Source organism: Atrimonas thermophila (genome assembly GCF_045864955.1).
Classification (GTDB): Bacteria; Atribacterota; Atribacteria; order Atribacterales; family Thermatribacteraceae; genus Thermatribacter; species Thermatribacter velox.
Window position 1 is genome coordinate 1489020 of record NZ_AP028803.1, and the last position, 12362, is coordinate 1501381.

Sequence of the window (12362 nt, forward strand, 5' to 3'; positions counted from 1 at the left end):
TCGGCAAGAAAGACAAATGAAAAAACACTTTTCATGGATGTTGTTTACAAGCTTAATCTGGGCAATGATTCTCTGCTTCCCTCATCCTGCCTTACCCAAGGAAAACACGCTATCTGTAGCAACATCTATAGCACCCCTGGCTAGCTTAATCAAGGAAATAGCTGACAACGAAGCAGAGGTAATTTGCATAATCCCTCCAGGAAGTGAACCACACACCTTTGAACTTAAACCCAAAGATATGGTCCGTCTGGAAAAAGCAAAGCTTTTGTTTGCAGTCGGATGGAATTTTGAGAACTTTATCAAACAGCTTTTAATCCATCTTAGTGAAAAAGTAGACATTGTGGAAGTCAACAAAGGAATAGAACCCATCTATTATGCCAGTAAAGAACCCAATCCCCATATCTGGCTTTCAGCGAATAACATAATCACTATAACCCATACCATAGCAGAATACCTCTCGCAAATCGATCCTTCCAACCGGGAATATTATTTCAAAAATGCGCAGTCTCTGATAACCAAAATTCAGGAATTACACCACCGATTTTCCCAAAAATTTCGGAGTCTCAAAAACCGTTCTTTCATTGCTTCGCACCCTTCCTGGTCCTACTTAGCCAGAGATTACGACCTCCAGGAAATAGGCGTACTTGAAGAAGGTCCTCATCAGATACCCTCTCCTCGCGCAATAAAGGACTTGATCCAAAAAGCTCGAGAAAAAGGCACTAAGCTGGTGCTTGCGGATAGGCTCCATAATCCCCAGCTCGCTGAAATGATAGCCCGAGAAATAGGAGGAAAGGTGCTATATCTTGATGTGCTGGGCTCACCGGATACTTCTTGCTGGGAACTACTTGAGAGAAACTTGGAACCCATCTATCAGGCTTTGAGTGAACATGAACAACCAGATAACAGTAATTGAACTTGAACACGTTTTTTTTGCCTACCAGAAGCATCTCATACTGGAAGACGTGTCTCTTAAAGTACAAAAGGGGGAATTTCTGGCCATTATTGGGCCAAATGGAGCGGGGAAAACCACCCTCCTCAAGCTGATGTTGGGACTACTCAAGCCCCAAAAAGGTAACATATATCTCTTTGGTAAACCTGTCGCTATGTGGGACAAAATCAAAAACCGGATAGGCTACGTTCCCCAAACTGCCACCATAGATGCTTCTTTCCCCATCAATGTCGAAGAATTCGTGATGACGGGAAGATACGGCATACTGAGAGGAACTATGCGTCCCCAAAAAAAAGATTGGCAAATAGTCGCAAAAGTGCTCGAGGAAGTGGGAATTGCTGAAATAAAGCATCGCCAGATTGGCGAACTATCCGGGGGCCAGAGACAAAAAATGCTTATCGCCAGAGCTTTGGCGGGTGAACCGGAAGTTCTGGTCCTCGACGAACCAATGACTGCCATTGACCCAGAAAGCATGGAAGGGATTTACGAACTCCTAAAGAGACTCCATCAGCAAAATCTTACCATCATTACCGTATCCCACGATGTAGGGGTAGTAGCCCAGTACTCTGACAACATTGCATGCGTTAATAGAAAAGTAGTAAAACACGGCCGTCCCGAAGAAGTGTTGCGAGAAGAAGTTTTAACCGCTATGTACGGAAAAGAAGCGGCTTTCTTCCACCACGGTCCCATACCGCACATAGTGGTACAGGCAGAATCAGAACCCTGCTTTCCAAGAAAAAAGGAAGATTAAAATATTATGGAATTTCTACAGTTTTCCTTTATGCAAAAAGCGCTGCTGGCTGGAATTATCGTGGGAAGTCTAAGCGCTTTTCTTGGCGTTTTTGTAGTTCTGCAGAATCTGGCCTTCCTGGGCACAGGTATTGCCCACGCAGCATTTGCTGGAATAGCAATTGGTTACCTGCTGGGCGTAAACCCAATAGCCTTCACTTATTTCTTCTGTGTAATTGCAGGCCTGGGTATAGCCATCCTTGCTCAATCTCAAAAAATAAGAGAAGATACGGCAGTAGGAATTATGTTTTCTTCCAGTATGGCGCTTGGTATATTTGTAGTTTCTTTTTTTAAGGTCAGTAACACAGACCTTTTCGGTTATCTTTTTGGCAACATCCTTGCCGTAACCAGGCAAGACTTAATATTTTCAACAATAGTCGCAATTTTTTCTATTTTTACAGTCCTTTTCTACCTTAAAGAAATAACCGCTTCCATCCTTGACTTTGAAATGGCTACAGTGATAGGTATACCAGCCGTGGGTTATAAATATTTTCTTGTAGCGTTAATCTCCCTATGCATAGCTATATCCATAAGGATCGCGGGAATCATACTGGTATCAGCATTGCTGGTTATACCGGGAGCAACGGCACTCCAGGTAAGCAAAACTCTCAAAAGAGCCCTAACCCTTTCAACAATAATAGGAGCTGGTACATCTCTGGCTGGTCTTTCTATTTCTTACTACCTCAACAGCCCTCCAGGCTCAACAATAGTTTTGTTCGCAGGATGCCTGTTCCTCCTGATACGTTTAATGAGGTTCAACCAATAGCATGAACAGAAAGCGTACACGGAGGCTTAATGTTTTTGCCTCAGTTCCCAAGTTGTTATTATGGCTTCAGCAACCTCTTTCATGGGTTTTTGTTTGTCCATGCTATAGCGCTGAATTCTACGGTATGCTTCGTCTTCATCTATGCCAAATTCCTTCATCAATATACCCTTGGCTCTTTCAATTTTCTTTCTTTTTTCAAGCTCCTCTCTAATGAGCTCACTTTCCACAAGTAAGCGGTAGTTCTCGACCACAACCGCTGCCTGATTGGCAATAGCAGTAAGAACCCGAACCTCTTCTTCGCTGAAGTCCCGAGGAGTTGAAGTATAGAGATTTAAAACGCCAACAATCTTCCCTTTCACCTGGAGTGGTAAACTGATTAGCGAGGAAAGACCTTCCTTAACTGCTATATCCTTATTAACATAACGAGGGTCTTTCTTTACGTCCTTCACAATGATGGGCTTCCCCTCAAGAGCTACTCTCCCCGCAATGCCTTCGCCGAGCCTCAGTGGAGGCTTGCTATTATAAGCCTCAGATATCGATTGAGTAGCTTTGACCTCGAGAACCTTTTTCTCTTCATCAAGCAACATCAAAGAACAGATGTTAGACTGCATGACCTGGGCAGTAATGGTAACAATCAATTTCAAAACATCCTCAAAATACATGTTGGAAGTGATCAATTCACTAATACGAGTTATGGCTTCCAGCTTTTCTCTCACTTTTTTACTGCCCTCCGTTTATGTTTTAGCCAACGTGTTAAAATAGATTATGGATATTCAAGCAGAAAGTATATCGCACAATTCCATTCTAAACAAGACCAGCAAAAGGGGGGTCAGAAATGGGCAAGCTTTTTGGAACTTTTGGAATAAGAAGAGTCGCCAATGAAGTGCTTACTCCTGAGATGGCCACAGAACTTGCTATGAGTTTCGGGACATTCATTGGTGGAGAACCAGTAGTAATAGGCAAAGACCCGAGAAAGCATGGTGAGATGTTATACAGCGCCCTGAAGGCTGGTTTCCTCTCGGTGGGTTGTCCGGTTATCGAACTGAACACCACAGCAACTCCGGCCCTGCAGTGGGCTTGCAGGCAGTGGAACTTTTGGGGAGCGATGGTTACTGCAAGTCACAATCCACCGGAATGGAATGGCATAAAATTCATGGAAAAAAGTGGCAAGGGGTTGGACAGAGAAAAAGAAGAGAAAGTAGAAGACATTTTCTTTGCCAAAAGTTTTAAAAGGGTAGGCTGGCAAGCGATACCTCAAAACACCACAAAAAGGGATATTACTCAGGATTACATAAAAGCTATCATAGACAGGGTAAACGCTTTAGCAATTAAGGAAAGCCGCTTCCGGGTCCTCATTGATTGCGCCAATGGAGCACCAAGCTTAATTACCCCGTACCTTTTAAGTGAACTGGGATGTAGGGTGGTGAGCCTCAATGCCCATCCAGACGGCAATTTCCCGGGTAGAAACCCCGAACCAACACCTGAAAACTTAGGAGACCTCACCATCCTCATGAAAAACGGCAGTTTTGACATTGGATTCGCCCAAGATGGTGACGGTGATCGGCTTATAGTCATCAAGGAGAACGGAGAATTCATTCCAGGAGACCTCAGTGTGAGCGTGGTAGCTCGAGAACTGGCAAGAAGCGAGAAAAAAGGACCCATTGTGACCACAGTAGCCACCACTCACCTCCTTCAGGAAATTGCAAAAGAAAACAACCGCGAATGCATCATTACGGCAGTAGGAGACCTGGTAGTGGCCAAAGTTTTGCAAGAAAAAGATGGCATATTTGGTTGTGAAGAAAACGGAGGAATGATATTCCCTGATTTTGTTTGGGGACGAGACGGTGCTATGGCCTGTGCTTGGATACTGCACATCATGGCTACCAAGCAAAAAACAATCAGCGAGTTGCTTGCGGAACTTCCCCCTTACTACCAGGTAAAAACCAAAATCAAGGTAGACCCGGAGAAAAAAGAAAAAATCCTTAACAAAATTGATGAAATAACTTCGCGGGAACAAAACCGAATCACCATCGATGGGTTCAAGGTAATTTTCGATGATGGAAGCTGGGTTTTGATTAGACCTTCGGGAACTGAACCACTTATCAGGGTTTTTGCCGAATCCAGAGACAAAGAGAAAGCCGAAAAGCTGGTCAAACAATATCTGGAAATTATCCAGAATGTCTAATTCTGAAAAAGAACAGGCACAGGTCTGTGCCTGTTCTTTTTCAGAGGTTTAAATACTCAAGCACGAAAGGATTGGTTGCCCTTTCCTTGGTAAGCGTTGAAAAAGGGCCATGTCCGGGGAAAATCTCAGTATCAGGGTCAAAGTCCCTGAAAAGCCTCTCCAGAGATTCCAAAAGGTCTCGCATCGACCCTCCAGGAAGATCAGTACGACCTATAGAACCGGCAAACAAAGCATCACCGCTAAAAAGCCATTTACGGGCAGCAAAATAAAAACAGACACTTCCTGGGGTGTGACCAGGGGTGAAGTAAACCTTGATTTCTTCCTCTTTCAATTTTAGAGTCGACACCTCTTCGTTGAAGAGCAGGTCAGGGAAAGGTGAGCGATAAGGCCTGCCCAACTCGGAAGAAAGGTTCAACTCAGGCTTGTCCAGATAAACCAAGTCTTGTTCAGATACCACCAGCTTCGCCTCAGGAAAAAGCCGTTTAAAAAAGTCATTTCCCCCAATATGATCGATATGACCATGGGTGTTGGCTATAAACCGCAAATGCAATCCTCTTTTATTGATAAAATCAGCTATTTCCTGAGCTGGAACAGCAGGATCAATCAATATAACCTCTTCGTCCACTCCCACCAAAAAACTGTTGGTCATCAGCTCTCCAAGGACAAAATGCTCCATCCAAACCTTCACTGTTCGCCTTTTCTCCTTTCCTTACTATCCAGAATAATGGTAACTGGCCCATCATTACAAAGAGAAACCTGCATATGAGCTCCAAAAACACCGTTTTGAACCTTCACGCCTTGCTCACGGAGCATTTTCAACAATAACTCGTAAAGCTGGTTAGCCTGTTCAGGCGAGGCAGCTTTCTCAAAACTGGGACGCAAGCCTTTCCGGCAGTTTCCATAAAGAGTAAACTGAGATATCAAAAGAAGTTCTCCACCAATCTCCATTAAGCTCCGGTTCATCTTACCTTCTTCGTCTTCGAAGATACGCAAGTTGGGTATCTTGCGCAACATGAACTCCACATCTTTTTCATTATCCTCTTTGCCCACACCAAGTAAAACCAGTAAGCCCCTGCCAATTTGAGCTACCACTTTTCCATCAACAACAACCTGTGACCAGCTAACACGCTGAATAACCGCTCTCACTTAGCGCTTATCACACCTCCTCTGCGCACTACTTTGACACTTTTCACTTCTTTCAAGGCTCCCAATAAACGCAACAACTCCTCACGGTCGTGAACTTCCACTACAAAATGAATTCGGGCCTCTACTCCCGAACTATGTGCTTTGACTGCCTTAATTTCCAGCTGGCAGTTCGAAACCACCCCAGAAACATCAGCAAGAAGCTTGGGCCGATCTACTGCTTCTACAACTACACCTACCGGGAACAAAGCCTCCACGGACCTGTCCCATTCGGCCTCCAGCACTCTATCCTTACTGAAAGAATTTCTTCTCAAATTGGGGCAATTGCCACGGTGCACGGTTATGCCTTTGCCCCTGGTTACAAAACCACATATAGGATCTCCAGGAAGAGGCGCACAACAACGAGCAAGCTTTACCTCAAGACCTGAAGCCCCCTGAATGATAACCGCTTCCTCTCCTCTGCGAAATATACCGGGTGAACTCTTTCTGCGGTCCAGAAAATGCTTGCGTATTGAATAGGGGATTATTCTGTTAATTACTCGCCTTGCACTGTATCTGCCTTCTCCAATGGCTATGTAAAGGTCTTCCAGGGTTTTAAGGCTATTGTCTTCCAAAAACTTTTTCAGGTTTGCGCTAACCAGGCTTTCCTGAGCCGGGCTCAATGTGTATTTGGACATCTCTTTGTCAAAGGCCTTTTTGCCTTTCTTCAGATTAATTTCTCGATTCTTCTTGCGGAGAAAAGCGCGAATCCGGTTACGAGCACCTGGAGTTTTACACATCGAAAGCCAGTCTGGACTGGGACCCGAGGAAGAACGGGAAGTTAAAATCTCTACAATGTCTCCGCTCCTCAGTTGATAATCAAGGGGCACAATTTTGTTGTTAACTTTAGCTCCAATACAGCTATTACCGACTTCAGTGTGGATGAGATAAGCAAAATCAATGGGAGTAGAACCGCGGGGGAGTTTTTTCAGGTCTCCTTTCGGCGTGAACACATAAACTTCATCATCAAAAAGACTTATTTTCAAGTCATCCATAAACTCTCGAGTGCTTTTCAGGTCCTGCTGCCATTCCAAAATCTGACGCAACCAGTTAATTCGTTCATCAAACACATCTTTCTCGCCAAGCTTTTTGCCCTCTTTATACTTCCAGTGTGCCGCTATACCATACTCAGCTGTGCGATGCATATCCCAGGTGCGTATTTGAATCTCCATGGGCTTCCCTGCTGGCCCTATAACTGTGGTATGTAGCGACTGATACATATTAGACTTGGGTACAGCAATGTAATCTTTAAATCTCCCTTCCACAGGGCTCCAGAGTTCGTGAACTATCCCCAAAACAGCGTAACACTCAGAGACGGCATTGGTGATAACCCTCATGGCTACCAAATCGTGCAATTCTTCAACTCTCACATTCTGGCGACTTATTTTGCGATAAATGCTATATATGTGCTTAAAGCGACTCTGGATTTCAGCAGAAATGCCAGCAGCCCGCAAGCGCTCTCTAAGAATTTCTTCGGCTACCTTAATTTGTTGCTCCCTTTCCTTCTTAATCCTCTCAACTTTGCGCTGAAGGTTTAAATAGGTCTCGGGTTCCAGAAAAAAGAGGCTCAGGTTTTCCAGTTCAACCTGAATCGCAGCCATTCCCAGACGATGCGCAAGGGGGGCGTATATTTCCAGGGTTTCACGGGCAATTTCCTCTTTCTTATCACGATACTGATACTTCAACGTCCTCATGTTATGGAGACGGTCTGCAAGCTTAAGAATGACTACTCTAATATCTCTGGCAACTGCAATGAAAAAGCGCCGATAATTTTCAATTTGCACTTCCTCACGAGAAGCCGGGTTAAAATCGAGTTTGAGCTTGGTAATGCCTTCCACAAGTTGAACCACTTCCTCGCCAAAGAGAGAAACGAGTTCCTCTCTGGCAACAGAAGAATCCTCAAGCACGTCGTGAAGCAAAGCAGCACAGATTGTAGCATCATCCATTTTCAGGTCAGCACATATATGAGCTACAGCAAGAGGATGGACAATAAAAGGCTCACCAGACAAGCGACTCTGTCCCTCGTGAGCCTTTAAAGCGAATTGATAAGCCTTATTGATTAATTCCCAATCAGCAGAAGGGTTATAACTTTTAACCTTTTCAATAAGAATATCGATGCTTTCTACCCCATCATCAAAGCTTCACCAGAGAATAAATCTGATACGGCTGAAGTTTCTCCCTGCCTTTCAAAAATTCAAGCTCTATAACAAAACCTATACCCACTATATTCCCACCCAGCTCTTCAACCAGTTCGCAAACTGCCTTGGTGGTACCACCGGTAGCTAGCAAATCATCTACTATCAGAACCTTTTGACCGGGTTCGATAGCATCTTTATGCACCTCAAGCACTGATACACCGTATTCAAGCTGATAACTTTTAGAAACCGTCTCCGCAGGTAATTTACCCTTCTTCCTGACCGGCACAAAACCACATCCTAAAAGATAAGCCAAAGGAGCTCCTATTATAAAACCTCTTGCCTCAATTCCAACCACAACATCTGCTTGCTTTGGTTCAAGTAAAGTAGCGAGAGAATCCATTGCGTAGCGGAAAGCTTCTTTGTTTTTCAACAAAGTAGTAATGTCTTTAAACTGCACTCCCTTGCGTGGAAAATCGGGAATATTTCTGATGTAACTTGCCAGATCCACTTTGATCCCATCCTCCTCATTTTTTGATTCGCCAATCGTGAACTTTCAGGTAAGGATAGTGTCCAAAATTGTCTTTTTGTACTTCAAAAACGAAATCAGCCAGGATACTGGAAGCAAGCTCTGAAGAATTTTCTACTCCGTTAATGACCACTGCTTCCTGAGCTTCTCTGCCCTGTTTAACCAAAAGGCGTAAATGCCGGTTGCTTCTTCCCCAAACCCAGCTCTTTACAATCGAAACATTCAAAGAAGCAAAAAGCGGGTTGGGATTTTTCTCGCCAAAAGGCCTCATCTTTTGCAACCACTGCAACATTTCAACGTCAACGTCCCTAAGGTTAACTATAGCGTCAACGATGAGCCCCCTATTCTTACGTATTTTTGCCACTTCCCCGCTAAAAAGGTCGTTCAGGGATTCGCGGAAACGAACAATGTTTTGCACCGGTAATCTTAATCCGGCAGCCATCTCATGCCCCCCAAAGCGAACCAAAAGCGAAGAACAAGCAGACAATGCGTCAACCAGGTTAAAACCCGCTATGCTGCGCCCTGAACCTATAGCGTCTTCACCATTACAAGAAAGAACGATAACTGGCTTATTCAGTTTCTCACTCACCCGGGAAGCCACAATGCCTAAAACACCAGGATTCCATCCCTCGCCAGACAGAACCACTATTTCTTCCTCGAAACGTTCCTGATTTTCAGGATTATCAAAGATAGCACGAATAACCTTTTCCTCTTCTCTCTGTCTTTTGGAATTAAGAGAATTGAGATAATTGGCTCGCTTCAGCGCATCCTTATACTCTCGACTCAAGAATAACGAAAGAGCCAGATAGGGGTCCTCAATTCTTCCTGCTGCATTGATTCGTGGAGCAATTACAAAGCTTATCTCCTCAGACCCAATAGGCCTTCCTAAAACGCCGGAAACCTCGAGCAAAGCCTGTAAACCACAGCAAGGCTCTTTATTAATCCTTTCGAGACCATACCTAACGATAACCCTATTTTCTTCAAGAAGCGGCACCACATCACCCACTGTGCCTATACAAGCAAGTCCAACGTGGTCATCCAGTGGATCCATCTCGAGATTGACCAGGTCAGCATAAGAGCGAATCAAAGCAAGTGCAATTCCTGCCCCAGAAAGAGGGAAAAGGAGGTCACCCGATTCCCAATCCCAGGTACTTACCACTACATCCGCTTCGGGAACACGACCCACTTCAGGAACGTGATGATCAGTAACAACTACTTTTGCTCCCAATTCTTTGAGACGACGTACTCCATGAAAATCCTTAATGCCACAATCCACAGTAATTACCAGGTTTGGCTTGATACCTCTGGCAATTATAGATCGGATTGCGTTTTCAGAAAGACCATATCCCTCACTAAAACGATTAGGGAGATAAGGAAACACCTGGTCTGAAAATTTACGCAGAAAACGAGTAAGAATTGCACAGCCAGTTACACCATCGGCGTCGTAATCACCAAAAACTAAGATTCTCTCTTTTCTGCGCAATGATTGGTCCAGTAACACCGAAGCTTTACGAAGGCCAGGGATTTCCAGCAAATTATCAAGTGCTGAAACACTTGGTTCGAAGAACTCTTGAATCTGCTTTACGGTAAATAAACCACGGTTCACAAGAACTCGGGCTATAGGAAGGGGCATAGAAAGACTCTTGGCAAGAGAATAAAGGTAATTCTTGTTAATCTTTCTGATCTGCCACTTCCGGTCGCCCATCAGGCTAATTACCTCCTGCGGGGGCTGCGAGCTTCCCAGTCAACCAGCAAGGAACTGGCAATAAAAATGGAGGAATAAGTACCAACTACAATGCCGGCAAAAAGCGTAAAAGCAAAGTCCTGTAGCATTTTCCCCCCAAAAAAGAGCAGGGCAATAACCGGCAAAAGAGTCGTGAGCGAGGTATTAATAGTACGAGAGAGCATCTCGTTAATACTCCTGTTAACAAGCCCGGTGAAACTTTCTTCCTTCTTACGTAACTTTAGATTTTCTCTTACTCTGTCCATTAACACTATGGAGTCATTAATAGAATAACCCAGAACGGTTAAAATTGCTGCCAACACTGGAGCCGTAAACTCACGCTGGAAAAGAGAGAGCAAACCTAAAACCACTATCCCGTCGTGAATCAAGGCAATAACCGATGTGACAGCAGGGCGGAATTCGAAACGCAAGCTAACATAAACCAGAATACCGGCTATAGCGCCCAAAAAAGCTATAAAACCTGCCCTGCGCAAGTCTAAACTTATAGCCGGACCCACTTCTTCTATTCTGACCAGCTGTACTTCGCCCAACTTCTCCCCAAGAGAAGTTTCGAGTGCTTTCTTTTCCTCTTCTCCAAGCTTCACGGTACGAATCACAAACTCTTGGGGAGAAAACCGCTGAATGACACTTTTGGCAAGTCCCTGCTCTGCAAGCACATCACGTATTTCCTCAATAGAGACCTCACGTGAAAATCTGTATTGCAAAAGAGTACCACCGGCAAAGTCGACGCCGTAATTCAGTTTTTGAATTCCCAAGCTCAGAACAGAGATAACAATAAGAAAAATAGATATACCGTAAGCCACTTTACGGTGTCCCATAAAGTCTATGCTTTGGAGTTTTAAGAACTTCATACCTAATCGCCCCCGATTCACTCAAACATCAGCTTTTTCTGTTTTTACATTCGAACCAACCCAACCAGCAAGCGCCTCAACCAATGTCCTGGTAACCCAGATGCCAGTGAACATACTGCAGAGAATACCGAGGCTCAAAGTAACTCCAAACCCCTTAACTGGACCAGAACCCAGAGAGAAAAGCAGAACAGCTGCAATCAAAGTTGTCAGGTTAGAGTCAAGAATGGTACGAAAAGCTTTTCGAAACCCAGCTTCTACGGAGGCACGCCAGGTTTTACCAAGCCGAAACTCTTCCTTAATACGCTCAAATATTAATACATTGGCATCAACCGCCATACCCAGGGTTAAAATTAACCCCGCGATGCCGGGAAGGGTTAGCGTAGCCTTAAGGGCAATAAAGAGGGCCAGAAGAAAAATTCCATAGCAAAGCAAGGCCAAATCGGCTATCACACCCAAACGACCATAATAAATGGGCATAAAAATAAGAACCAAAATTGCGCCGATGATGGCAGCTCTCACACCGTAGTTTATAGAATCTCTGCCCAGGGTAGGACCAACGGAACGATTTTCAATAACCTCCACTTTTACCGGGAGAGCACCTGCTCGAAGCAAAATAGCAAGATTCTGTGCTTCTTCGAGGGCAAAACGACCAGAAATTTGCGCCTCTCCCCGGAGAATTGGTTCCTGTACAACTGGGTTAGAAATAAGCTTCCCATCAAGATAGATGCCAATATGACGCCCTACATTAGCAGTAGTGGCCTTGGCAAAGGCTTTAGCTCCCTCAGAATCAAAGGTAATTGCCACTACAGGCCTACCTATTCGGTCATACTGGACCTGTGCATTCTTCAAATTGGCTCCCGTCAATATCACATTGCCTTCTTCGTCTTTAAACTCAAGGAGTGCAGTTTTACCAATAATTTCCACTGCACGGGCAGGGTCAGTAATTCCTGGCAGCTGAACCAGAATTCTGTCCTGACCCTGGCGCACAATAACTGGTTCGGAAACGCCGAGCTGGTCAACACGGTTTCTTATGATTTCCAGCACTCTGCGCACCGAATCTTCATCAACGGGAGCCTCAGGCGTGTCTACACACTGTAAAACTATGTGAGAGCCCCCTTTCAGATCAAGACCCAGACGGATTTTATTATCGAGAGGAAAAACCACCAAAAGAGCTATCACAACTAAGGCAAGCGTAACAATCAGCTTCCAGGGAAGATTTTTTCGCTTCAAAG

The 12362-nt window shown here is 44.5% G+C and carries 12 protein-coding genes; 4 read left to right on the forward strand and 8 right to left on the reverse strand.

The genetic code is table 11. The features are described from left to right. The first annotated feature begins 16 nt into the window (after positions 1–16). The 3 genes from ACKTT1_RS07875 to ACKTT1_RS07885 are packed head-to-tail and all read left to right on the forward strand — an operon-like array spanning position 17 to position 2504. On the forward strand, positions 17–913 hold the full coding sequence (locus ACKTT1_RS07875) for a metal ABC transporter substrate-binding protein (protein ID WP_412709211.1): 897 nt from the start codon (positions 17–19) through the stop codon (positions 911–913). After that, positions 888–1700 (forward strand): metal ABC transporter ATP-binding protein, encoded by an 813-nt coding sequence (locus ACKTT1_RS07880; protein WP_369018913.1) that lies wholly within the window; start codon positions 888–890, stop codon positions 1698–1700. The genes ACKTT1_RS07875 and ACKTT1_RS07880 overlap by 26 nt, the downstream gene beginning before the upstream one ends. 30 nt (positions 1701–1730) lie before the next feature. Next, the gene (locus ACKTT1_RS07885) at positions 1731–2504 is read left to right on the forward strand and encodes a metal ABC transporter permease (protein WP_369018912.1); all 774 of its coding nucleotides are present in this window, start codon (positions 1731–1733) and stop codon (positions 2502–2504) included. Between the two features lie 26 nt (positions 2505–2530). Here ACKTT1_RS07885 and ACKTT1_RS07890 read toward each other — a convergent pair whose 3' ends face one another. Continuing rightward, positions 2531–3220 (reverse strand): GAF domain-containing protein, encoded by a 690-nt coding sequence (locus tag ACKTT1_RS07890; protein WP_369018911.1) that lies wholly within the window; start codon positions 3218–3220, stop codon positions 2531–2533. A 119-nt stretch (positions 3221–3339) separates the two neighbouring features. Between ACKTT1_RS07890 and glmM the strand changes: the two genes are divergently transcribed. Further along, the gene (gene glmM, locus ACKTT1_RS07895; protein ID WP_412709212.1) at positions 3340–4689 is read left to right on the forward strand and encodes a phosphoglucosamine mutase; all 1350 of its coding nucleotides are present in this window, start codon (positions 3340–3342) and stop codon (positions 4687–4689) included. 40 nt (positions 4690–4729) lie between these two features. Here the strand turns inward: glmM and ACKTT1_RS07900 are convergent, their stop codons facing one another. Genes ACKTT1_RS07900 through secD form a run of 7 tightly spaced genes read right to left on the reverse strand, consistent with a single transcriptional unit; the run spans position 4730 to position 12360 of the window. Further along, positions 4730–5377, reverse strand: coding sequence for an MBL fold metallo-hydrolase (locus ACKTT1_RS07900; protein ID WP_412709213.1), 648 nt, complete (start codon positions 5375–5377; stop codon positions 4730–4732). Beyond that, a complete protein-coding gene (dtd, locus tag ACKTT1_RS07905; protein ID WP_369018908.1) occupies positions 5374–5835 on the reverse strand; it encodes a D-aminoacyl-tRNA deacylase in 462 nt (153 codons plus the stop codon). Before dtd ends, ACKTT1_RS07900 begins: the two co-directional genes overlap by 4 nt. Then, complete coding sequence (locus tag ACKTT1_RS07910; RefSeq protein WP_412710573.1) at positions 5832–7988, reverse strand: RelA/SpoT family protein; 2157 nt, start codon at positions 7986–7988, stop codon at positions 5832–5834. Before ACKTT1_RS07910 ends, dtd begins: the two co-directional genes overlap by 4 nt. Positions 7989–8004: 16 nt before the next feature. Beyond that, positions 8005–8517 (reverse strand): adenine phosphoribosyltransferase, encoded by a 513-nt coding sequence (locus tag ACKTT1_RS07915; protein ID WP_412709214.1) that lies wholly within the window; start codon positions 8515–8517, stop codon positions 8005–8007. Between the two features lie 16 nt (positions 8518–8533). Next, entirely contained in the window at positions 8534–10240 is a 1707-nt protein-coding gene (gene recJ / locus ACKTT1_RS07920) for a single-stranded-DNA-specific exonuclease RecJ (RefSeq protein WP_369018906.1), read from the reverse strand. A gap of 8 nt (positions 10241–10248) precedes the next feature. Then, a complete protein-coding gene (secF, locus tag ACKTT1_RS07925; RefSeq protein WP_412709215.1) occupies positions 10249–11130 on the reverse strand; it encodes a protein translocase subunit SecF in 882 nt (293 codons plus the stop codon). Positions 11131–11151: 21 nt separating this feature from the next. Beyond that, entirely contained in the window at positions 11152–12360 is a 1209-nt protein-coding gene (gene secD / locus ACKTT1_RS07930; protein WP_412709216.1) for a protein translocase subunit SecD, read from the reverse strand. Between the last annotated feature and the right edge of the window lie 2 nt (positions 12361–12362).